The sequence below is a fragment of the Sphingomonas sp. 7/4-4 genome (assembly GCF_027941955.1).
Lineage (GTDB): Bacteria > Pseudomonadota > Alphaproteobacteria > Sphingomonadales > Sphingomonadaceae > Sphingomonas.
This window is the reverse complement of record NZ_CP115960.1, coordinates 4050181-4072157: the sequence shown is the minus strand read 5'-3', so window position 1 is coordinate 4072157 and position 21977 is coordinate 4050181. Positions and strand designations below refer to the sequence as shown.

Annotated in this window: 16 protein-coding genes and 4 pseudogenes; 14 read left to right on the top strand and 6 right to left on the bottom strand. The window is 67.1% G+C overall.

Features of this window, described 5'->3' with window-relative positions; all coding sequences use genetic code 11:
• Nucleotide 1 precedes the first annotated feature (1 nt).
• Genes mmsB through PIB19_RS20770 form a run of 3 tightly spaced genes read left to right on the top strand, consistent with a single transcriptional unit; the run spans nucleotide 2 to nucleotide 2897 of the window.
• Nucleotides 2-880, top strand: a complete 879-nt coding sequence (gene mmsB / locus PIB19_RS20780; RefSeq protein WP_271238858.1) for a 3-hydroxyisobutyrate dehydrogenase — start codon at nucleotides 2-4, stop codon at nucleotides 878-880.
• Between the two features lie 34 nt (nucleotides 881-914).
• Nucleotides 915-1994, top strand: a complete 1080-nt coding sequence (locus PIB19_RS20775; RefSeq protein WP_271238857.1) for a calcium:proton antiporter — start codon at nucleotides 915-917, stop codon at nucleotides 1992-1994.
• Nucleotides 1995-2039: 45 nt separating this feature from the next.
• A complete protein-coding gene (locus tag PIB19_RS20770) occupies nucleotides 2040-2897 on the top strand; it encodes a right-handed parallel beta-helix repeat-containing protein (protein WP_336297212.1) in 858 nt (285 codons plus the stop codon).
• 360 nt (nucleotides 2898-3257) lie between these two features.
• On the opposite strand, the gene PIB19_RS20765 is transcribed toward PIB19_RS20770, so the two are convergent.
• Entirely contained in the window at nucleotides 3258-4898 is a 1641-nt protein-coding gene (locus PIB19_RS20765; protein WP_271241051.1) for an alkaline phosphatase family protein, read from the bottom strand.
• A 77-nt stretch (nucleotides 4899-4975) separates the two neighbouring features.
• Between PIB19_RS20765 and PIB19_RS20760 the strand changes: the two are divergent.
• The 4 genes and pseudogenes from PIB19_RS20760 to PIB19_RS20745 form a co-directional block, all read left to right on the top strand.
• Nucleotides 4976-7017 (top strand): annotated as a pseudogene (locus PIB19_RS20760) (protein-disulfide reductase DsbD family protein).
• Between the two features lie 85 nt (nucleotides 7018-7102).
• Nucleotides 7103-8570, top strand: a pseudogene (locus PIB19_RS20755) (circularly permuted type 2 ATP-grasp protein).
• A gap of 155 nt (nucleotides 8571-8725) precedes the next feature.
• Nucleotides 8726-9661, top strand: coding sequence for an alpha-E domain-containing protein (locus PIB19_RS20750; RefSeq protein WP_271241050.1), 936 nt, complete (start codon nucleotides 8726-8728; stop codon nucleotides 9659-9661).
• Nucleotides 9661-10257 (top strand): annotated as a pseudogene (locus tag PIB19_RS20745) (transglutaminase family protein); the annotation flags it as partial. The gene PIB19_RS20750 and the pseudogene PIB19_RS20745, both read left to right, overlap by 1 nt.
• Nucleotides 10258-10461: 204 nt before the next feature.
• Here the strand turns inward: PIB19_RS20745 and PIB19_RS20740 are convergent.
• Nucleotides 10462-11247 carry an arginyltransferase gene (locus PIB19_RS20740; RefSeq protein WP_271238856.1) on the bottom strand — a complete coding sequence of 262 codons (786 nt, stop codon included), beginning with the start codon at nucleotides 11245-11247 and terminating at the stop codon, nucleotides 10462-10464.
• Between the two features lie 350 nt (nucleotides 11248-11597).
• Nucleotides 11598-12842, bottom strand: coding sequence for a threonine ammonia-lyase (locus PIB19_RS20735; protein ID WP_271238855.1), 1245 nt, complete (start codon nucleotides 12840-12842; stop codon nucleotides 11598-11600).
• A gap of 69 nt (nucleotides 12843-12911) precedes the next feature.
• Between PIB19_RS20735 and PIB19_RS20730 the strand changes: the two genes are divergently transcribed.
• The 3 genes from PIB19_RS20730 to PIB19_RS20720 all read left to right on the top strand — a co-directional run bounded on the left by PIB19_RS20730 (nucleotide 12912) and on the right by PIB19_RS20720 (nucleotide 16569).
• Entirely contained in the window at nucleotides 12912-14567 is a 1656-nt protein-coding gene (locus PIB19_RS20730; protein ID WP_271241049.1) for an amidohydrolase, read from the top strand.
• Nucleotide 14568: 1 nt separating this feature from the next.
• Nucleotides 14569-15252 (top strand): HPP family protein, encoded by a 684-nt coding sequence (locus PIB19_RS20725; RefSeq protein ID WP_271238854.1) that lies wholly within the window; start codon nucleotides 14569-14571, stop codon nucleotides 15250-15252.
• Between the two features lie 420 nt (nucleotides 15253-15672).
• Nucleotides 15673-16569 (top strand): lactate/malate family dehydrogenase, encoded by an 897-nt coding sequence (locus PIB19_RS20720; protein ID WP_271238853.1) that lies wholly within the window; start codon nucleotides 15673-15675, stop codon nucleotides 16567-16569.
• 144 nt (nucleotides 16570-16713) lie between these two features.
• Here the strand turns inward: PIB19_RS20720 and ctrA are convergent, their stop codons facing one another.
• On the bottom strand, nucleotides 16714-17427 hold the full coding sequence (gene ctrA, locus PIB19_RS20715) for a response regulator transcription factor CtrA (RefSeq protein WP_271238852.1): 714 nt from the start codon (nucleotides 17425-17427) through the stop codon (nucleotides 16714-16716).
• A gap of 227 nt (nucleotides 17428-17654) precedes the next feature.
• On the bottom strand, nucleotides 17655-18515 hold the full coding sequence (locus PIB19_RS20710) for a LysR substrate-binding domain-containing protein (RefSeq protein WP_443018658.1): 861 nt from the start codon (nucleotides 18513-18515) through the stop codon (nucleotides 17655-17657).
• 97 nt (nucleotides 18516-18612) lie between these two features.
• On the opposite strand from PIB19_RS20710, the gene PIB19_RS20705 reads away from it, so the two are divergent.
• Both PIB19_RS20705 and wrbA read left to right on the top strand, forming a co-directional pair.
• Nucleotides 18613-19311 carry a pirin family protein gene (locus PIB19_RS20705; RefSeq protein WP_271238851.1) on the top strand — a complete coding sequence of 233 codons (699 nt, stop codon included), beginning with the start codon at nucleotides 18613-18615 and terminating at the stop codon, nucleotides 19309-19311.
• A 60-nt stretch (nucleotides 19312-19371) separates the two neighbouring features.
• On the top strand, nucleotides 19372-19998 hold the full coding sequence (wrbA, locus tag PIB19_RS20700) for an NAD(P)H:quinone oxidoreductase (protein ID WP_271238850.1): 627 nt from the start codon (nucleotides 19372-19374) through the stop codon (nucleotides 19996-19998).
• A 261-nt stretch (nucleotides 19999-20259) separates the two neighbouring features.
• Here wrbA and PIB19_RS23865 read toward each other — a convergent pair.
• Nucleotides 20260-20553 (bottom strand): annotated as a pseudogene (locus PIB19_RS23865) (D-alanyl-D-alanine carboxypeptidase family protein); the annotation flags it as partial.
• Between the two features lie 278 nt (nucleotides 20554-20831).
• Between PIB19_RS23865 and PIB19_RS20695 the strand changes: the two are divergent.
• Entirely contained in the window at nucleotides 20832-21482 is a 651-nt protein-coding gene (locus PIB19_RS20695; protein ID WP_271238849.1) for an RluA family pseudouridine synthase, read from the top strand.
• Nucleotides 21475-21876: an alternative ribosome rescue aminoacyl-tRNA hydrolase ArfB gene (gene arfB / locus PIB19_RS20690; RefSeq protein WP_271238848.1), complete on the top strand. Its 402-nt coding sequence runs from the start codon at nucleotides 21475-21477 to the stop codon at nucleotides 21874-21876. The genes PIB19_RS20695 and arfB overlap by 8 nt, the downstream gene beginning before the upstream one ends.
• Nucleotides 21877-21977: the final 101 nt, after the last annotated feature.

Here is a 21977-nt window from a genome sequence, read left to right as displayed (position 1 = left end):
CATGGCACGCATCGCATTCATCGGGCTGGGCAATATGGGCGGCGGGATGGCCGCGAACCTCGCGAAGCACGGGCACGATGTCCGCGCTTACGATCTTTCCGCCGAGGCGCTCGACAAGGCGAAGAAGGCCGGCTGCCTGCCCGTCGCGGACGCCAATGCCGCGATCGAGGGCGCCGAGGCAGTGATCACCATGCTCCCCGCCGGGCGCCATGTCGAAGCCGTCTATACCGACAATATCCTGCCGCATGCCGATGCGGGCGCGATCCTGATCGATTGCTCGACGATCGACGTCGCCACGGCGCGCCGGGTCGCCGAAGCCGCCGGCGCCCACGGCCTCGCCGCAGTCGACGCCCCCGTCTCGGGCGGGATCGCCGCGGCCAGTGCCGGCACGCTCACCTTCATGGTCGGCGGCAGCGAAGCGGCGTTCGCGCGCGCCGAGCCCTTCCTCTCGGACATGGGCAAGGCCGTGATCCATGCCGGCGCCGGCGGCACGGGCCAGGCCGCCAAGATATGCAACAACATGATGCTCGGCGCGACGATGATCGCCACCTGCGAGAGCTTCGCGCTCGCCGAGAAGCTCGGCCTCGACTTGCAGAAGCTCTACGACATCGCCTCGGTCAGCTCCGGCCAGAGCTGGTCGGTCACCAGTTATTGCCCCGTCCCCGGCGTCGGCCCCGAGACTCCGGCCGACCGCGACTATCAAGGCGGGTTCGCCGCCGCGCTGATGCTCAAGGACCTCAAGCTCGCGCTCGAAGCCGCCGCGAGCGTCGATGCCGAGACGCCGATGGCTGCGCGCGCCGAGGAACTGTACGAGAAATTCGCGAACGGCGAAGGCGCGACGCTCGATTTCTCTGGCATCATCAGGATGCTCAAGGGCTGATGCGCGGACATTTGCCGGGGATGGAGCGTAAGACATGCCGATGATGCGAATCCTGCACCACTGGACATGGGCCGCTCCCGCCGCCGCCTGGCTCCTGCTCCTGACGAGCAAGGGCATCACCATTTCCCCGCTCATTCTCGCCACCGTGCTGATCCTGACCGTTCTCGCCGCGGTGCATCACGCCGAAGTCGTGGCGCACCGCGTGGGCGAGCCTTTCGGCACCTTCCTGCTGGCGGTCGCGGTCACGATCATCGAGCTCGGGCTGATCCTCACCCTGATGAGCGCCGCCAGCGAAGGCGGCGCGACGCTGGCGCGGGATACCGTGTTCGCCGCGGTGATGATCATCCTCAACGGCCTGCTCGGCATCTGCATCCTCGTCGGCGCGATCAAGCATCGCGAGCAAGCCTTCCAGCAGACCGGCGTCAGCGCCTCGCTCGCTGCGCTCTGCGCGCTGACCGTGCTCACGCTCGTGCTGCCCAATTTCACCGTCACCAATCCGGGCCCCGGCTATTCGCCCGAGCAGCTCGGCTTCGTCGCGGTGGTATCGTTCCTGCTCTACGCCACCTTCGTCGCGGTGCAGACGGTCCGCCACCGCGACTATTTCCTCCCTCCGCGCGCGGCGGCGCTCGATGCCGACGTGCACGCCGATCCGCCGTCCGATCGAACCGCTCTCTTCTCCGCGGTACTCCTGCTCGCATGCCTCGGCGGCGTGGTGCTGCTCGCCAAGTCGCTGGCCTATCCGATCGAGAAATGGGTGCTCGCCGTGGGCGCGCCGCAGGCGGTGGTCGGCGTGATCATCGCGGCGTTGGTGCTGCTGCCCGAAAGCATCGCCGCAGTCCGCGCGGCATTGGCCAACCGGCTCCAGACGAGTCTCAATCTCGGCCTCGGCTCCGCACTCGCCACGATCGGGTTGACGATCCCCGGCGTCGCGGCGCTGTCGCTGTTCGCCGACATGCCGATCTCGCTGGGGCTGGGGCCCAAGGGCATCGTGCTGCTGTTCCTGACGCTGATCGTGTCGACGCTGTCGCTCGCGACCGGCCGTACGACGATCCTCCAGGGCGTGGTGCACCTCGTCATCCTCGGCGTCTATCTGTTCACGACGATCATCCCCTGATCGCCAGTTAACCCCTCTTTCCACCCGGGCGCGTAGGAGCGGCACATGCGCGCAACGATCCTCCTCCTCGCCCTCGCCGCCCCTGCCGCCGCGCAGGAGCGCACCGCTCCCTTCGTCGTCGCCGAGACGGGGAAGGGCTATGCCACGATCGACGAGGCGGTCACTGCGATCCGCGACGATGACGCGACGATCCTGATCGCGCCCGGCACCTATCGCCAGTGCACCGTCCAGACCGGCGGCAAGATCACTTTCAAGGCGCGCCAGCCCGGCACCGTGATCTTCGAAAAGGAAGTGTGCGAGGAAAAGGCCGGCTTCGTGCTGCGCGGGCGCGGCTCGACAATCGATGGCATCGTGTTCCGCGGCTATGCGGTGTCCGACGGCAACGGCGCCGGCATCCGTCACGAGATGGGCGACCTGACGATCACCAATTCGATGTTCCTCGACAGCCAGGAAGGCATTCTGGGCGGCGGGCACGAGACCGTCCGCCGGATCAGCATCGATCGCACCACTTTCGCCGGGCTCGGCCAGTGCGAGACCGAGAATTGCAGCCATGCGATCTATCTCGCGGTCGACGGCGACGTTTCGGTCACCCGCTCGCGCTTCGAGCGCGGCACCGGCGGGCATTACGTCAAATTGCGCGCGCGCCGCGTCAACATCACCGATTCGAGCTTCGACGACAGCGCCGGCAGGAAGACCAACTACATGATCGACCTGTCCGAAGGCGGTACCGGCCTGATCGCGCGCAACACCTTCGTCCAGGGCAAGAGCAAGGACAATCATTCGGGGCTGATCGTGGTGGCGGCCGAAGGAAGACCTATCCCGCGCGCGGGCTGCGGATCGAGGACAATGTCGCCAGCATGGCCCCCGGCGCGCCGCCGAACCCGGCGTTCGTCGCGGATCTGAGCGGCGACACGATCGAGCTGAGCAACAACCGCCTTACCGGAATGCGCGCCTTCGAGCGGCGCTAAACTCCTTCTCCCTTGTGGGAGAAGGAAGGGGCCCGCTCGCGCAACGAGTGGGAAGGATGAGGGGAGTGAGACCCACGTCCCCCTCACCCTTCCGCCGACTGCGTCGGCTCCCTCCCTCTCCCACAAGGGGAGAGGGAGATTGGTATCTCGCAATGTAGGATTTCCCGTGCGACGCTCTCGTCCAGCTCTTTGAACCGTCGAGATTCCACCCACACACCCGCGTAATATTCGTGCTCTGCGGCGCAACGAAATTAGCGAAGCTGCGGGCAAAGTGCGAAGTTAAGCCCGGCAAATCCTATTTGCAGGTGCTTCCCGGCCCCGAATCGAGATCGAGGCAGCGTCCGTCGATCTGCACCGGCACCGGCACATGGATCAGCGACGCCAGCGTCGGCGCGATGTCGACCGTCTCCACCGACAGCGGCTGCTCGAATCCGGTCATGCCCTTGCGCCAGAACAGGATCGGCACGCGCCGGTCATAGTCCCAGAAGCTGCCATGCGTCGCGACATAGCCGGGGCCGGGGCTGGCGATCGGCGTCACGCGCGGCTTGAGCGCGACCACCAGATCGCCCGAACGCGCCGGATCAAAAGACTGGCGCGCGCGCTCGAGCAGGGTCCAGGTTTCGGGCGGCCCCTTGGGTGCGCCGGTCGCGGCGATCTGGGCGCGGGTGAACACCGCCTGGACCTGCGGATGCGCCGAATAGCGGCGGATCGCCTCCGCCTCGACCGCGGCGCGCTGCGCCTTGGTCAGCTTCGGATCGTAATAGACGTCGCCCGCCGTGCTGCCGACCAAGGTCGGCCCCGCGATACCGAGCTTGGCCGCGATCTCCTTGCCGAGTGCGCTCGCCGCCAAGGCCGGGTCGACGCGCGCCGCCATCGGGGCGGCATGGTCGCGGTTGCGTTCGGGAAGGTCGTGCCCGCCATGATCGGCGGTCAGCGCGACGGCATAATCGACGCCGGTCCTGTCGAGCACCGCGAACAATTTGCCGAGCGCCTGATCGAGTGCCGCCATCTGAAGGCACATCTCGCTGCCTTCGGTGCCGAGGCTGTGGCCGACATAGTCGGTCGCCGAGGCGCCGACGATCAGCAGGTCGGTATGCGGGCCCTGCCCCAGCTTCATGTCGGTGGCGAGCCCGGCACCCAATGCGAGGATGGCCTCGTCGAATTCGGGCGAGGCGCGGAAGGCGCGGACGTCGCCGGCAGCGCGCGCGAACCGCCCGTCACCGACCGAAAGGGTGGGAGTCACCGGCACCGCGCGGCTGCGTGCCTGGCAGAACGGCGTCAGCTCCATCGGCTCCTGCGCTTCGGCAATCCGTTCGGTGATGCCGGCGTTGACCCGGGCGACCATCGCCGGCTCGGCGCGGCCGGCATAGGAGACGAACCCCTTGCCGTCCCACCACCAGAGTTCGTCGACCTTGTGCCCGCCCATCATCACCGCGGCGCGGTCCTTGCCCGCCACGGAGACGACGCGGCTCTCGGGATCGGCGGCCTTCATCCATTCGCCGAGCGTCGGCACCTTCAGATGCTTGTCGGAGACGGTGTATTTGCTCGAGCTGCTGCCGGGAACGCTCTCGTCCTCGGCGCAATAGACCGTCTTGTCCTCGCGCGGGGCCGAGAAATCGGTCCAGTCATTGGCGATGATCCCGGTGCGGGCGGGCCGTGCGCCGGTGAGGATCGTCGAGTGGCCGGGGCAGGTCTCGGTCGCGGCATGGCTCTGATAGCCCGAGGGGAACACCGCCCCCGACATCAGCCGCGCGAAGCCCTCGCGGAACTGGCTGCGATACTCGGCGAAGAGGTCCGCGGAGAACTGGTCGACCGAGATCACCACGACGAGTTTGGGGGGCATGGCGGGCGCAGCGGCAGCGGGTGCGGGAGCCTGCTGCGCAGCGGCAGGCGTGGCGGCGAGCAGCGCCAGCGCGGCGGGAAGAGCAAACTTCATCGAGAACGAGGCTCCGAAGCGTGAGGAAATCCGTGCCCAGCTATTGTCCATCGGCCGATCCTGGGCAAGGACGCGACATGGCCTGGCTACGTTTCTTCTTGATATCGCTCGCGCTCTGGCTCGCGATGGGGCCCGCTGCGGCGCAAGCGCCGGGCAAGGGACCGCATGTCCGCATCGAGCTGATCGCGGAAACCGGCGATCCCGCCCCCGGCAGCGACGTCACGCTCGCCTTCGCCTCGACGCCCGAGCCCGGCTGGCACGCTTATTGGGAAAATCCGGGCGATGCGGGCCTCCCCGCCCGCGCCGAATGGACGCTGCCGACGGGCGCGAGCGCGGGGCCGCTGCGCTTCCCGGTGCCGCAGCGACTGATCATCGGCGGGCTGATGAACTATGTCTACGAGGCCCCGTTCGCGCCGTTGGTGACGCTCAAGGTGCCCGCGGACGCCAGGGCCGGCGATCCGTTTCCCGTCCATGTGAAGCTCGATTATCTCGTCTGCACCGACCAGATCTGCGTCCCAGAAAAGGCCGAACTCGAGACGAAGCTCGCGATCGGCGACGGCGCGGTGCCGGCCGATCGCCGTATCCGCTTCAACGGCTGGCGCGCGGCCTTGCCCAGGCCGCTCGGCGCGCAGGCGTCGTATCAGGTCGACGGCAAGACATTCCGGCTGGGCGTCCCCTTCCCGCCGCGGCCGCGGTGGCCGGCGAAGGCTATTTCTTCCCGCTGACCGACGGCGCGATCGAATATGCCGCACCCCAGCGGGTAGTGCGTGACGGCGACCGGGTGGTGATCGAGGCGCCCGCCAAGCGACCGGCCGGACCGATCCGCGGCGTGCTCGCTTTCGGCAGCCAGGGCTTCGTGCTCGAAGCCGCGCCCGGCACCGTCGCGCCGGCAGCGGCTTCGGCTGCGGCGGCGGGCAACTGGCTATGGATCGCGCTGACCGCCTTTTTCGGCGCGGTGCTCGGCGGGCTGATCCTCAACGTCATGCCCTGCGTCTTCCCGATCCTCAGCCTCAAGGCACTGAGCCTCGCCAAAGCCGGCGACGACGCCGGCAATCCGCGCGGTGAGGCGCTGGCTTATGCTGCAGGCGTGGTGCTGACCTGCCTCGCGCTCGGCGGCGCGCTGCTCGCGGTGCGGGCGGGCGGCGTGGCGGTGGGCTGGGCGTTCCAGCTGCAGGATCCGCGCGTGATCGTCGTGCTGCTGCTGCTCGTCACCGCGATCGCGCTCAACCTTGCCGGACTGTTCGAAGTCCCCGCTCCCGCTTTCGTCAATCGCGCCTCGGCACGCGGGACTGGCGGGTCGTTCATGACCGGCGCGCTCGCCGCCTTCGTCGCGACGCCGTGCACCGGGCCATTCATGGGCGCGGCTCTGGGCAGCGCGCTGATCCTCCCCTGGCCCGCGGCGCTCGCGGTGTTCGGCGGGCTGGGGCTCGGCATCGCCTTCCCCTTCCTGCTGCTCGGCTTCGTCCCCGCGCTGCGCCGCCGCCTGCCCAGACCCGGCGCGTGGATGGAGACGATGCGGCGCATCCTATCGGTGCCGATGTTCCTCACCGCGCTGGCGCTCGCCTGGGTGCTGGGGCGCCAAGCGGGCGCCGACGGGATGACGATCGGACTCGCCGCGGCATTGCTCGCGTCGCTCGGGCTGTGGTGGGCGGGCCGGCGACAGGCACGCGGGCTGAGCCGCGCCTGGCTGCCGGCGTTTCCTTTGTTCCTGCTCGCCCTCGCCGCGGTCGTATTCGTCCGCCCGGCACCTGCCGGCATCGAGCGTCCCTCAGTCGCCGGCGCCGAGCCGTTCAGTGAAGCCCGGCTGGCGGAACTACGTGCATCGGGTCGCCCGGTCTTCGCCTATTTCACTGCCGACTGGTGCCTCACCTGCAAGGTCAACGAAAAGGCAGTGATCGAGACCGAGGCCGTCGCGGATGCGCTGCGCAAGGCCAATGTCGCAGTGCTGGTCGGCGACTGGACCAACGGCGATCCGGCGCTCGGCCGCTTCATCGAGGCGCACAACCGTGCGGGCGTCCCGCTCTATCTCTGGTACAAGCCGGGTAGCGCCGAGCCCGAGATCCTCCCTCAGCTGCTGACCCAGGCGATGCTGCAGAACCTTGCGGGCGCGAACCGATAGGACGCCGTCATGACGCCCCCTTGTGCGACGCAGCAAAGCGTTGCAGCATGGAACCAGCGGCGATCTGCTGCACTTGGGAGCGTTGATGGCGACAGGCGGGGCGTTCGACGAAATCTGGGGGCATGGCGGGCCTGAGGCACCGCGGGCCGAATTCGCCGCGCTATCGCAGTGGGTGGCCGACACGCCCGCTTCCGAGCTCCAGCGCCGCCAGCAATCCGCCGAAGCCGCGTTCCGCCAATTGGGAATCACCTTCGCCGTCTATGGCGACAGCGATGCCGCCGAGCGGATCATCCCGTTCGACATCGTTCCGCGCGTCTTCCTGCAGCAGGAATGGACACGGTTGTGCGAGGGGCTGGTCCAGCGCGTCGAGGCGATCAACGCCTTCCTCGAGGACATTTACGGCGAGCGCCGGATCCTCAAGGAAGGGTTGATCCCGCCCGAGCTGATCTACCGCAACGAGCAGTTCCGCCCCGAAGTAGCCGGCATCCGCCCGCCGCACGGGGTATGGGCGCATATCTGCGGGATTGACCTGGTCCGCGTCGGACCCGACGAATTCTACGTACTCGAAGACAATGCGCGGACGCCTTCGGGCGTTTCGTACATGCTCGAGAATCGCGAGGCGATGCTGCGGCTCTGCCCCGAGCTGTTCCGCGATTTCCGCGTCGCCCCGGTCGATTCCTATCCCGACATGCTGCTCGAGACGATGCGCTCGGTGGCGCCGGGCAACAATCCCAAGCCGGTGTGCGTCGTGCTCACGCCGGGGCATTTCAACTCGGCTTATTACGAGCACAGCTTCCTCGCCGATTCGATGGGGATCGAGTTGGTCGAAGCCGCCGATCTGGTGGTCGACGACGATGTGGTCTGGGTGCAGACGATCGCCGGTCGCGTGAAGGTCGACGTGATCTATCGCCGGATCGACGACGATTTCCTCGACCCGCTAACCTTCCGCCCCGATCTCGCTGCTCGGCGTGCCGGGGCTGATCGCCGCCTATCGCGCGGGCAACGTCGCGCTGATCAACGCTCCCGGCAACGGCATCGCCGACGACAAGGCGATCTATAGCTACATGCCCGAGATCGTGAAGTTCTACTCGGGCGGCGAGGCCAAGCTCCCGAACGTCGAGACCTTCCGATGCCGCGAACCGCAGGCGCTCAAATACGTGCTCGACAATCTCGACGAGCTGGTGGTCAAGCTGGTCGACGGCTCGGGCGGCTACGGCATGCTCGTCGGCCCCACCGCGACCAAGGCGCAGATCGCCGACTTCCGCACCGCCCTGATCGCCGAGCCACACCGCTATATCGCCCAGCCGACGCTCGCGCTTTCGACCGTGCCGACGCTGAGCGATTCGGGCCTCGCCCCGCGCCATGTCGACTTCCGCCCGTTCGTGCTGACCGGCAGCGACGGAGTCCATGTCGTGCCGGGTGGTCTCACCCGGGTGGCACTCCGCGAAGGTTCGCTCGTGGTCAATTCGAGCCAGGGCGGCGGGACCAAGGACAGCTTCGTGCTGATGGAGGATGGGGCAGGTCCAGGCCAGTCGCAAAGGCAGGGATCATGAGCGGTGTCACTCATTCCTCCCTCGCGAAGCGGGGAGGTGGCACGCGCAGCGTGACGGAGGGGCCTCTCCTCGAGCGACGTCGCCTGCGGCCAAGCCCCTCCACCATGCTTCGCATGGGCCCCTCCCCGCTTCGCGAGGGAGGATCTGTAATGCTGATGCTCTCGCGCACAGCGGCGGCGCTCTATTGGCTGGGGCGCTATGTCGAGCGGGCCGACTTCATCGCCCGGCTGGTCGAGGCGACGGTGCGGCTCGATGCGCTCTCCGCGCGGCCCGCAGGCGAGGCGGCGTGGAAGAGCGCGTTGTCGGTCACCGATACCGACGAGGCATTCGCCGCGACCGGGCAGAGCTATACCCAGAGCCATGTCGCGCGCTTCCTGACGCTCGATGCCAGCCATCCCGGCTCGATCATCCGCTGCCTGGAGATGGCGCGCAACAACGCGCGTGCCGTCCGCACCGCGCTGACCCGGGAGGCTTGGACCGCGATCAACCGCGCCTGGTGGCTGTTCCAGAACCGCGCCTCGACCGGCGGCGCCACCGCAACCCTCAATCTTGTCGAGCAGGTCAAGGGCGAGACCCGCGGCTTCGAAGGCTCGATCCACCGGATGATGCGCAACGAGGCGACGTGGCTGATCCAGCTCGGCGCCGCAGTCGAGCGATCGGACAACACCGCACGACTGGTCGACGTGAAATACCATCTGCTGCTGCCGGAGGGCGAAGCGGTGGGCGGCGTGGTCGATCGCGACCAGTGGACGACGATCCTCCAGACCGTTTCGGCAGTCACTGCCTATCGCTGGCTGTACAGCGAGGGCCTCCAGCCCGCCAACGTGATCGACCTGCTGATCAGCCGCTTCGAGTTGCCGCGCAGCCTCGCCGCGTGCGTCGAGGAGGCGGTGCAATTGCTCAGCCAGCTCGCCAAGCGCACCGGGCTGCAGGGCGAGGCCGATCGCATGGCGCGCGCGCGGATGGCGCGGATGCAGAAGACGCGGACCTCCGAAGTCATCGTCAGCGGACTCCACGAATATCTCGAGGCGTTCATCCACGAGAATGCGATGCTCAATGCCGCCGTCGCGCGGCAGTTCAGGTTCATCTGATGCGGATCGCGATCGACCACCGCACGCGCTACAGCTTTTCCGAGCCGCAGGCCCGGCTGGTGCAGATGCTGCGGCTCACCCCGTGCGACACGCGCGACCAGACCGTGGTGAGCTGGATGATCGGCGTCGATTGCGACGCCCGGATGCGTGACACCACCGACGGTTTCGGCAATTTCGTGACGATGCTCTATGCCGAGGGACCGATCGAGGCGATCGACATCACCGTCACCGGCGAAGTGCTGACCAGCGATACCGAGGGCGTGGTCCACGGATCGATCGAGCCGTTGCCGCCGATGCTCTATCTGCGCACGACACCGCGGACGACACTCGGCGACGGGCTCCCGATCTTCGCGGCCGAGAGCGTGGCAGGCGCGCGCGACACGCTCGACCGTATGCATCGGCTCAACGCGGCGCTCCATGCCCGCTTCCCCTGCGTCCCCGATGCACCTGACACCGGCCTGACCGCCGCAGAGGCGTTCGTGCGCGGCAAGGCTACCTCGCGCGACGTCGCCCAGATGTTCCTCGCGGCGGCGCGCAGTCTCGAGGTCCCGGCGCGCTATGTCTCGGGCTATTTCCGCGACGGCGAGGCGCATTCGGCGCCGCATGCCTGGGTGGAGGCACATGTCGAGGGGCTGGGCTGGGTCGGATTCGATCCGGTGACCGGGCTTTCGCCCGACGATTCCTATGTCCGCGTCGCGGTGGGCCTCGACGGGCTCGGTGCCGCATCGATCGCGGGCACGCGGAGCGGGAGGGGGACGAAGAGCTCGACGTCGACTTGCGAGTCGTCTCGGAGGAATAGATCAGGCCAGCTCGTGCATCCGCGCGGGCACGGGCATCGACACCGCAATGTCCTCGTCGGTGAGCAGCGACCAGCCATTGGGGCCGAGCACTTCGATCGGCCGATAGCGCGTCTTGTACGCCATCCGCTCGCTGCCTTTCACCCAATAGCCGAGATAGACATAAGGCAGGCTCGCCGAGCGCGCGCGCAGGATGTGATCCATGATGATGAAGTTGCCGAGGCCCTGGCGGCCCGCCTCGTCAGATTCGAAGAAGCTGTAGATCATCGAGAGACCGTCGGCCTGCTGATCGGTGATGCACGCCCCCACCAGCCGTCCGCGGACGCCGTCGACCGAGGGTTCGCGATATTCGATGACCCAGGAGCTGACCGGCGATTGCTCGACCATGTCGGCATAGTCGTTCTCGTCCATCGCGGCCATGCCGCCACCAGGGTGGCGCGTCTTCAAATAGCGGTGGAGAAGATCGAACTGCTCCTCGGTCGCCCAGGGCTTGCAGGCGGTGACCTCGAGGTCGGAATGGCGCTTCATCAGCCTGCGCTGCGTCGCGTTGGGCTGGAACTGATCGGCGACCACGCGGACCGAGACGCACGCCGTGCAGCCCGCGCAGCTCGGCCGGTACGCGACCGACTGGCTGCGGCGAAAACCGATTCGGCCCAGCGCATCGTTGAGTTCGCCGGCATGCTGGCCGGTCAGCTCGGTGAAGATCTTCCGCTCCTGCCGGCCCGGCAGATACGGGCACGGGCTCGGGCTGGTCACGAAGAAGCGCGGAAAACGGGAAAGTGCAGTCACCGCTGAGTCGCCCATTGTCAGGCCCACCTGGCCCTCTCAACGCGACTATGGAGCGGCGGATGCATGATGAAAAGCCGCTTTACCAAGAAAGAGAGTTAACGATTAGCCATAAGGGCAAGCGCGCGAAACCAACGGCTTGCATCGTTCCGCGCCGGGACGCGTACGGGGGTCGTTAACCATGGCGGGACACCTCGGCGGCACACATGCGCGCCGGAGCTCCGCTCCGATGATTGGTATATTGCTGCGGGAATCGCGTGTGAATCCCGCCGCGACTCGATTCGCCGCGCCAGTGATTCGGTTGGTCTCGAGATTGGCTCCCGCCCCTCCCTCTTCAGGGAGAGGCTTGCCCGCTAGGCCAATTCGACCTGGCTCACTTCATATTGCGCCTGGCGCAGTGCCGTCATCAGCCGATCGAGATGGTTGCGATCGCGCGTCTCGCATTCGATGTCGGTGATCAGGCCCTTGGCCGGCAGCGTCGTGAACACGCGCTGGTGATAGACCTCGATGATGTTGACGCCCTGCTCGTGGAAGATGCGCGCGACGTTGAACAGCGCGCCCGGCCGATCCTGCAGCCGGATGCGCAGCCGCGCGAGGCGGCCCGAACGGGCGAGATCGCGAAGCAGCACGTTGGCGAGCAGCCGCGTGTCGATATTGCCGCCGCACAGGATCGTGCCGACGGTCTTGCCGCGGAACCGGTCGGGCTCGGCGAGCAAGGCGGCAAGGCCCGCGGCGCCCGCGCCCTCGACCACGGTCTTCTCGATCTGGAGGAGCAGGCTGACGGACTCTTCCAGCCGCCGCTCGCTGACCAAGACGATGTCGTCGACGAGCGCCTCGACCATCTTCGAAGTGATCGCGCCGGGCTCCTTGACTGCGATGCCCTCGGCGAGCGTGTCCCCCTCGCACGGCATGTCGGTGCCGTGGATGCGATTGTACATCGACGGATAGAGTTCGGCCTCGACGCCGACGACTTCGATCGCGCGGCCTTCGGACTTGGCGACGACCGCCGAACCGGAGATCAGCCCGCCGCCGCCGATCGGGATCACCAGCGTATCGATCTCGGGCACGTCCTCGAGCATCTCGAGCGCGGCGGTGCCCTGCCCCGCGATCACGCGCGGATCGTCGAACGGGTGGATGAAGGTGAAGCCCTTTTCCGCCTCCAGCTCGCGCGAATGGGCATAGGCCGCGTCGAAGGTCTCGCCGTGCAGGATGACGTTGGCGCCGTGGCTCTCCGTCTGGGTGACCTTTATCGTCGGCGTGTTGAGCGGCATGACGATCGTGCTCGGGATTCCGAGCCTTGTGGCGTGATAAGAGAGCCCCTGCGCGTGGTTGCCGGCCGAAGCCGCGATCACGCCCTTGGAGCGCGCGACCTCGTCGAGCTGGAGCAACGTGTTGAGCGCCCCGCGCTCCTTGTACGCCGCAGTGAATTGGAGATTCTCGAACTTGAGATAGACCGTCGCCCCGGTCAGCTCCGACAAGGTCCTGCTCACCAAGGTCGGCGTCCGCACGATCGATCCCATAATCCGCGCGGCAGCTTCACGGACGTCGGCGATCGATACGGGGAGCGGCGCGTTCGCCGGTGCTGCTTTGGTGGCCATAGTCTGGCGGGCCTAGACCATCTGGCGCGGCGGGGGAACAGGCCCTATGCGCAATCGCCTATGCGCAAGATGCACCTGCTCGCCCGCCTGCTGACTCCGTTCATGGCCCTGGCGGCGATGGCGCTCGCCCTCCCCGCCCGCGCCGACGCGCTGATCGACAACGTCAACGGGATGACGCTGGACGAGAAGGGCCAGGTGGTCCGCTTCACCGGGCTGATGATCAACCGCGAGGGCAAGATCAGCCTTATCCTGAAGAGCGGCGAGCGGCGCCCGAAGAAAGCCGACTGGAAGCTCGACATGGGCGGCAAGACGCTGGTGCCGGGCATGATCGACGCGCACGGCCATGTCATGGGCCTCGGCGCACAGCTCCTCCGGCTCGACCTCTCCGAGACCAATTCGCTCGACGAGGCGCTCGCGAAGATCCGCACCTATGCCGCGTCGAACCCGAACAAGTGGATCCTCGGCGGCGGATGGAATCAGGAGCGCTGGAAGCTCGGCCGCTTCCCCACCGCCGCCGAACTCGACGCCGCGGTGAGCGACCGCCCGGTCTGGCTCGAGCGTGTCGACGGCCATGCCGGCTGGGCGAACAGCCGCGCGATCGCCGCGGGCAATGTGACCGCAGCGACCAAGGACCCCAATGGCGGCCGTATCGAGCGCGCCGACGGCAAGCCCGCAGGCGTGTTCGTCGACGGGGCGATGGCGCTGATCACGCGCAACATTCCCGCGCCCACGCCGCGCGAGCAGAACGCCGCCTTTCTCGCCGCGCAGGAAAAGCTCTTCTCGCTGGGCGTCACCACCGCGGCCGACATGGGCACGAGCCTGGCCGACTGGATGACCTATCGCCGGATGGGCGATCTCGGCCTGCTCAAGATGCGCATCCTCAGCTATGCGAGCGGCATCGACACCGCACTCGCCGTCGGCGGTCAGGGCCCCACGCCGTGGCTCTATGCCGACCGCCTCCGGATGGGCGGGATCAAGCTCTACGCCGATGGCGCGCTCGGCTCGCGCGGCGCGTGGCTCAAGGCCGATTATGCCGATGCGCCGGGCAACAAGGGCCTGCCGTTCCTCAACGACGACCAGTTGCTCAACATGATGATCCGCGGATCGATGGACGGCTTCCAGATCGCCGTCCACGCGATCGGCGACCGCGCCAACCAGCAGGTGCTCGACGCGATCGAGGTCCTGTCGGACACCTATAAGGACCGCCGCTGGCGCATCGAGCACGCCCAGATCGTCGATCCCAAGGACCTGCCGCGCTTCGGCAAGTTCGGCACGATCGCATCGATGCAGCCCGTCCACCAGACCAGCGACATGCACATGGCCGAGGCACGGCTGGGTGCGGCCCGGCTCGGCGGCGCCTATGCGTGGCGCTCGATGCTGCAGAACGGCGCGCGGCTCGCTTTCGGTTCGGATTTCCCGGTCGAGAGCCCCGATCCCTGGGCGGGCTGGGCGGCGAGCTTCACGCGTCAGGATGCGAGCGGGCAACCGTTCGGCGGCTGGCGCCCGGAAGAGGCCGTGACGCGCGAGCAGGGCTGGGCCGGCTTCACCATCGGCGCGGCCTATGCAGGCATGGCCGAGGACAGGATCGGGCGGATCGCATTGGGCATGCGCGCCGATTTCCTGATCCTCGACCGCGATCCCCTGCTCGCTTCGCCGGGTGACCTGCGCGCGACCAAGGTGATCGAGACCTGGGTCGGCGGCGACCGGGTGTGGCAGCGCAAATAGGATGAGCATGAAGGATCGGCGCTTCGCCCTGCTGCTGGCGGGGGCGAACTGGCGCGAGCGCAGCATCGCCGGCGTCGGCGCAGTGATCGGTATCGGCCTGTGCGCGGCGATCTCGACATTGCTGGTGCCGAGCCACGGGCTGTTGCTGGCAGCACCGCTCGGCGCATCGGCGGTGTTGCTGTTCGCGGTGCCGTCCAGTCCGCTGGCCCAGCCCTGGCCGATCGTCGGGGGGAACGTGGTCTCGGCGCTGGTCGGCGTCGTCGTGGCGCAGTTGCTGGGGCATGGCGCACTCGCGGTCGGCGTCGCGGTGGGTGCGGCGATCCTCGCAATGTCGGCGCTGCGCTGCCTGCACCCGCCCGGCGGCGGCACCGTATTGCTGCCCGTGCTGGCGCCCGCGGTGCTCGCGCAGGGCTATGGGTTCGCATTGCTGCCGGTGGGCCTCAACGCAGTCGCGCTCACTGCGATCGGCATCGCCTTCCACCGCGTCTCGGGCCACAGCTATCCCCACCGCCCGATGAAGATCCCGGACCGGCCGCGACTGCTGATGGAGGATGTGGATGCCGCGCTGGCGGAATCGGGGGAAACGTTCGACGTCAGCCGCGAGGATCTGGAGGCATTGCTCGACCGTGCCGAGCGCCATGCCGTCGCACGGCGCATCGCGACGGGCAGGCCGCCGCGTACGTAGAGACCGGCTCTTCCCTTCAAGGAGGGTCATACGTGAGTGACCCCGCCTGTTTGCATGCCCGCGCATTAGGAGCCTGCCTCGATCCCGTGTAGGATAGGTGACCGTCGCGATCTGCCAAGGCGCAGCGAGGGCAGAGAGACGTATGTGCTCCCGCTCAATGTGGGAGAGGAATGTGACCTCAATCCAATCGTATCACCGTCGGAGAGAATTGGCCGAGGAAGCGATGGCGACCCGGGCCGCGAGCTCGGTCGCCCGGATCGTTCATGGCAAGCTTGCGGTCCTTCATGGCGCGGCTGACGCTCGGGATGCGAAGGCTATTCTCGCCACCGGTCAAGATGCGCCCGCGCGGTCGGTGGAGCGTTGAGCCAGTTTGAGCGACGTAGGCCCGCAGGCAGAATAGCTTTTGTTGGAGCAGGTCATGTGGGCGCGACCGCGGCCTATGCGATGATGCTGCGGGCCTTGTTCGAAGAGATCGTGCTAATAGACAGCAAGGTCGAACTGGCGAGGGCCGAGGCAGCCGATCTCATTGACGCCAATGCCCTCGCCCGACCGGCGCGTATATGGGCCGGGACATATGCCGATGCTGCGTCGGCGCAGATAGCAGTCGTAACCGCCGGCGCAGCGTCGCACGGAAACGAAAGCCGCCTTTCTCTAGGATCACGAAGCGCCGTAATCGTTACAGAATGCGTACGCGGTCTTTGCGACGGAGGTTTCGACGGTGTGCTGGTTATTGCCTCAAATCCAGTCGATCTAATGACCATGCTAGCCATCCGGCATGCCGGCCTTCCACAACGCAAAGTGATCGGGACGGGCACGCTGCTGGATACCAGCCGCCTCAAACAGGCGCTTGCAGCGTCGCTCGAGGTCTCGGCGAGCGCCATCGATGGCTATGTTCTTGGCGAACACGGTGACAGCGAAGTTGCAGCTTTCTCGACGGTACGGATCGGGGGACAATCGCTCGGTGCGTTTGTTGGCGAAAATGCCCCTCCTGACCTGGAAGATCTGGCGGCCGGGGTTCGCGACGCGGCCTACCGCATCGTAGAGGGCAAGGGATATACTTCCTTCGGCATCGCAACGGCCATTGTCCGCATCTGTGAAGCCGTCGTGCGCGACGAACGCTCTGTGTTGCCGGTCAGCGCCTGGATAGACCGGAGATTTGGTTCGGCCGATATCTGCCTGAGCCTGCCCTGCCTGATTGGCCGGGGCGGGATAGAGCGCGTGTTGTTCCCCGCGCTGAACAGTGAAGAAGAGGGCGCCTTGCTCGCCTCCGCCGCCAAGCTGACCGAAGAACTGCTGAAATTGGACGCGCAAGCCTGATCAAGGGGCTGTCGTTCGGGGGCTAAAACTTCGTGTAGGGCGGGATCTGCGAGTTCTCTTGGCGAGCGGTGGAACGCGCACGGCCCCGAACACGAAAAAGCCGCGGTCCTTGCGGACCGCGGCTTCCTACCCCAATAAGCCGGTTCAGGCGACTGCCGAAACCGTCTCTGCAATCTCGCCGCCCTCGGGCTCGCGCAGCACATAGCCGCGGCCCCAGACGGTCTCGATGTAATTCTCGCCCTCGCATGCCATGCTGAGCTTCTTGCGCAGCTTGCAGATGAAGACGTCGATGATCTTGAGCTCGGGCTCGTCCATGCCGCCATACAGGTGGTTGAGGAACATTTCCTTGGTGAGCGTGGTGCCCTTGCGGAGCGAGAGCAGCTCCAGCATCGCATATTCCTTGCCGGTCAGATGCACGCGGGCGCCATCGACTTCGACCGTCTTCGCGTCGAGGTTCACGGCGAGCTTGCCGGTGCGGATGACCGACTGGCTATGGCCTTTCGAGCGGCGGACGACGGCGTGGATGCGTGCGACCAGCTCTTCGCGGTGGAACGGCTTGGTGACGTAATCGTCGGCGCCGAAGCCGAAGCTACGCACCTTGGAATCCATTTCGTTGACGCCCGACAGGATCAGCACCGGCGTCTGCACGCGGGCGACGCGGACCTTCTTGAGCACGTCATAGCCGTGCATGTCGGGAAGGTTCAGATCGAGCAGGATGATGTCGTAATCATACAGCTTGGCGAGATCGAGGCCCTCTTCGCCCAGATCGGTGGTGTAGACGTTGAACCCTTCGGTCGAGAGCATCAGCTCGATCGCCTTGGCAGTCGAAGGCTCGTCCTCGATCAGCAGCACGCGCATCGTCGGTTCCCCTGTCCCTAGCACGCGTTGCGAGCCCCTTCGGCCGACGCGCTGGACCAATTCATTAACCTAAGCACCTCTGAAGGCAAAAGGTTAATTTCTCGCTAACCGGCCTTGTTCCACGAGTCGCAGGGAATCTACCTAATCGCGGACTCAGACTCGTTTCGGAGTCGAGTCATAAATGTACTCGCCGCAGAGTCGTTTCAGCCGATCGCTGAGGAAATCGATCAGCGCTTCGACCCGTGCGGGGCGCAAGGTTCCGGGGGCGTGATCAGGTGCAGCCCCGAGGCGCCGCCGGCCCAATCGTCGAGCACGGACTCCAGCCGTCCGGCGGCCAGTTCCTCATCGACCAGGAAATCGGGAAGCCGCGCGACGCCCAGTCCCGCGCGCAACGCCGGGAGCATCGCATCGCCATTGTCGGTGCGGATCGGTCCGTCGATTCGCACCGCCGCTTCCTCGCCCCCGGCGCGGCGGAAGCGCCATACTTCCGGGTTCGCGGTGTTCGTATAGACGAAGCAGGCATGGGTCGCGAGATCGGCGGGGTGGCGCGGGCGCCCCATGCGGTCGAAATAGGCAGGCGAGGCGACGATATGGCCGGTGACGGGCCCCAGCCGCCGCGCGCGCAGCGAAGAATCGGGCAGTTCGGCGATGCGGATCGCGACATCGATCCCCTCACCGACGATATCGACGAACGCGTCCGACAGCCGCAGGTCGATCTTGATCCCCGGATGCAGCGTCATGAACTCGGCGAGCACCGGCGCGAGATGCCGGATGCCGAAGGTCAGCGGCGCCGCCACGCGCACCAACCCCACCGGCGCACTGGCGGATTCGAATGCCGCTTCCTCGGCGGTCTGGCCTTCGGAGAGGATGCGCTGGGCGTGATCGGCGAGCGCGCGGCCGCTGTCGGTCAACGTCAGCCGCCGCGAGGTGCGGTGGAACAGCGAGGTTCCCAGCCGCGCCTCGAGCCGGGTGATCGCCTTGGACACCGTCGCCTTGGATACCGCCAGCGCATCCGCGGCGCCGCTGAACGAGCGATGCTCGACCACGCTGGCGAAGATCGCCCATGCCTCGAAATCGGGTAGCTTCATTCCATATGCGTATCATGGAAACGATCGGTTTCCAACGTTTCCATTTACCGCATGATCCCGCGCCCTATCTTGGCTTCAACAAATAGGGAGATCAGCGATGATCGAGAAACGCTCCTTCGAAAGCCTCGGCCATGCCGACCATGGCTGGCTCAATGCCCGGCACCATTTCAGCTTCGCCGATTATTATGATCCGGCGCGCACGAGCTGGGGTTCGCTCCGTGTCTGGAACGACGACGAGATCGCCGCGAACAGCGGCTTCCCGGCGCATCCGCACCAGAACATGGAGATCATCACCTATGTCCGCACCGGCGCGATCACCCATCAGGATTCGATGGGCAACAAGGGCCGCACCGGGGCCGGCGACGTTCAGGTGATGAGTGCGGGCACCGGCGTGCGCCACGCCGAGTATAATCTCGAGCCCGAGACCGCGACGCTCTTCCAGATCTGGATCCTGCCGCGCGAAACCGGCGGCCAGCCGAGCTGGGGTGCCAAGCCGTTCCCCAAGGGCGATCGCTCGGGGAAGTTCGTGACGCTCGCCTCGGGCTTCGACGGCGATGACGAGGCGCTGCCGATCCGGGCCAATGCCCGGGTGCTCGGCGCCACGCTCAAGGCCGGCGAAAGCGTCGAGCACACAGTCGGCGACGGGCGGCACGCCTATCTCGTCCCCGCCGTCGGCGCGATCGAGATCGACGGCCAACGCTTCGAGGCCCGCGACGGCGCGGCGCTCTCGGGCGGCCAGACCGTGACGATCAAGGCGCTCGAAGACGCCGAGATCGTACTGGTCGACGCGGAATAACCACCCCCGGCCCCTCCCTCTCCCCTGGGGAGGGGCCAACCTCTTCAAAGGGATCGCATCATGCCCAAGATTCTGGTTCTCTATTATTCGTCTTACGGCCACCTCGCGACGATGGCCGATGCCGTCGCCGAGGGTGCACGCAGCGCCGGCGCCGAAGTCGATGTGCGCCGCGTCCCCGAAACCGCGCCATTCGAAGTCGCGCAGGCCGCGGGCTTCGTCGCCGATCACAGCCATCCGGTGCTCGAGGACGTCAACGAGCTTGCCAATTACGACGGCATCATCGTCGGCGCGCCGACCCGCTTCGGCCGGATGGCGAGCCAGATGGCGAGCTTCTGGGATCGTGCGGGCGGAATCTGGTATCAGGGCGCGCTCAACGGCAAGGTCGGCGGCGCCTTCACGTCGACCGCGACCCAGCATGGTGGCCAGGAAGCGACGCTCTTCTCGATCATCACCAACCTGCTGCACTTCGGGCTGACCATCGTCGGACTCGATTATGGCTTCCAGGGACAGAACGGCGTCGAGGAGGTCAAGGGCGGCTCGCCTTATGGCGCGACGACGATCTCGGACGGCGACGGCAGCCGCCTGCCGAGCGCGGTCGAGCTCGACGGCGCGCGCTATCAGGGCCGCCGCATCGCCGAGCTGGCCAGCAAGATCGCGGCGCCCGCCCGCGAGATCGAGATCGCGTAATCCCCCTCCCGCGCGGTCTCGCGTCGGCGGCGGCTGGAACCACGGTTCCGGCCGCCGTCTTCGTTTGCGGGCGGGCGACGGCGGGGAGCGCCGGGAAGCTCGCCTGTGCCACCACGAAACGCGCGCGTGCCGCCTGTGCCTGCGCGCCGGAATCACTGCTGCGGCCGACCCAGCGCCAATGCCACGGCTCCCAGCCCACCCCTGCTTGTTGCCTGCCGGGAAGGATAGCTCGAAGCCGAAATCCGGCCCCCGCTTCATCAGCCATTTGCCGCCCGGCGTGAGCATGAAGCATTGCTCGACGGCGCGGCAGGTGGAGCCGCGCTGGACGAAGTCGATCGCATAGCCGGTGGCGTGCTCGCTATGTCCCGGCGGGCCGATGAACCGCGCCCGGAGCGCGGCGCCGCCGACGGTGTCGCAATTGTCCGGTCCGGCGCAGAAGACGCGGCGCTGGTGCTCGATCGAACGGAAGCACGATATCGCGCCCAGCTCGATCCCTTCGCCCCGCGCGGCGGCCAGCAGGCGCTCGAGATCATAGGTCGCCTCGCGCACCAGCATGCAACCCGGCAGGCTGGGCACCGGCGCCAGCGAAGTCGCGGGCGCCTCGCCATAAGGCAGATGATTGAAGAGGCGCACAACGTTCGCCGGCAGCGGGGAGGCGTCGGATCCTCGGCATGCGCCGCGCAAGGCGTGAGCAGGAGCAGAGCCAGGGCCGAAAGACGCATGCGCACCCTCACGACGCTGCCGGGATGGCATCGTCCATCCAACGCCGCGCGCACGGAAAGGATCATATTGCCATGCTGGCGCCGGCGGCCGCGCGGTGGCATGGGCGAGGCATGTTCCAGGACCGCATACTCTTCATCGACGGCGAAGCGATCGTGATCGACAAGCCCGCGGGCCTGCCGGTCGATCGCCCGCGCGATCGCTCGCAAAGCCTCGAGGACATGCTCGACCAGCTCACCTTCGGCTTCCAGCGCCTGCCCTTGCCCGTCCACCGGCTCGACCGCGACACCAGCGGCTGCCTGTTGCTCGCCCGCAATCCCAAGGCGCACAAGCGCTTCGGCCAGGCTTTCGAGGCCGGCACGGTGGTCAAGCGCTACCTCGCGATCCTCGACGGCGAACCCACCGAGGAAAGCGGCGAGATCGACTTGCCGCTGATCAAGGTCTCGACCGAAGAATCCGGCTGGCGGATGACCGGCGACCCGGGCGGCAAGCCCGCGCGCACCCGCTGGGAAGTCGTCGAGCGCGCGCGCGGAAAGGCGATGCTCGCTTTCTTCCCCGAAACCGGCCGCACCCACCAGATCCGCGTCCACGCCGCAGAGGGCATCGGCCTGCCGATCCTCGGCGACCCGGTCTATGGCAAGGGCGGCCCCGCGGTGATGCTCCACGCCGCCGAACTCACCGTCCCGCGCGAAGGCAAGCCCGACATCCATGGCGAGGCGCCGCTGCCGGTGCGCTTCCACAATCTGGGCTTCGGCCGTGGCTGAGCTTCCGGAAGAGGCGATCGTCGAGGAAAAGTTCCTCGCCGCCTCGGGACCGGGCGGGCAGAACGTCAACAAGGTCGCCACCGCGGTGCAGCTGCGCGTCAACGTCTTCGCGCTGGGGCTGCCGCCTTACGCCTATCAGCAACTCAAGACGCTGGCCGGCAGCAAGATGACCGCCGCGGGCGAGCTGGTGATCACCGCACGGAAATTCCGGACGCAGGACGCCAACCGCAGCGATGCGCGCGAACGGGTAGTCGAGCTGATCGACAAGGCGCTCGAACGCCAGGCGCGGCGCGTGAAGACCAAGCCGAGCAGGGCGGCGAAGGCGCGCCGCGTCGACACCAAGAAGGGGCGCAGCGAAGTGAAGGCCGGGCGCGGCCGGGTGCGGCTGGATTAACTCCCGATCCTCCTCCGGAGGGGAGGGAACCGCGAAGCGGTGGAGGGGTATTGGCCGCCGGCGACACAGCTTGGGGAAACTACCCCTCCACCAGCTTCGCT

Coding starts and splice junctions, on each gene's coding strand:
- PIB19_RS20765 (WP_271241051.1), bottom strand. CDS start 4,898: ATGAAGTTTGCTCTTCCCGCCGCGCTGGCGCTGCTCGCCGCCACGCCT.
- PIB19_RS20710 (WP_443018658.1), bottom strand. CDS start 18,515: ATGAAGCTACCCGATTTCGAGGCATGGGCGATCTTCGCCAGCGTGGTC.
- PIB19_RS20770 (WP_336297212.1), top strand. CDS start 2,040: ATGCGCGCAACGATCCTCCTCCTCGCCCTCGCCGCCCCTGCCGCCGCG.
- wrbA (WP_271238850.1), top strand. CDS start 19,372: ATGCCCAAGATTCTGGTTCTCTATTATTCGTCTTACGGCCACCTCGCG.
- PIB19_RS20705 (WP_271238851.1), top strand. CDS start 18,613: ATGATCGAGAAACGCTCCTTCGAAAGCCTCGGCCATGCCGACCATGGC.
- PIB19_RS20695 (WP_271238849.1), top strand. CDS start 20,832: ATGTTCCAGGACCGCATACTCTTCATCGACGGCGAAGCGATCGTGATC.
- ctrA (WP_271238852.1), bottom strand. CDS start 17,427: ATGCGCGTGCTGCTGATCGAGGACGAGCCTTCGACTGCCAAGGCGATC.
- PIB19_RS20725 (WP_271238854.1), top strand. CDS start 14,569: ATGAGCATGAAGGATCGGCGCTTCGCCCTGCTGCTGGCGGGGGCGAAC.
- PIB19_RS20735 (WP_271238855.1), bottom strand. CDS start 12,842: ATGGCCACCAAAGCAGCACCGGCGAACGCGCCGCTCCCCGTATCGATC.
- mmsB (WP_271238858.1), top strand. CDS start 2: ATGGCACGCATCGCATTCATCGGGCTGGGCAATATGGGCGGCGGGATG.
- PIB19_RS20730 (WP_271241049.1), top strand. CDS start 12,912: ATGCACCTGCTCGCCCGCCTGCTGACTCCGTTCATGGCCCTGGCGGCG.
- PIB19_RS20750 (WP_271241050.1), top strand. CDS start 8,726: ATGCTCTCGCGCACAGCGGCGGCGCTCTATTGGCTGGGGCGCTATGTC.
- PIB19_RS20775 (WP_271238857.1), top strand. CDS start 915: ATGCCGATGATGCGAATCCTGCACCACTGGACATGGGCCGCTCCCGCC.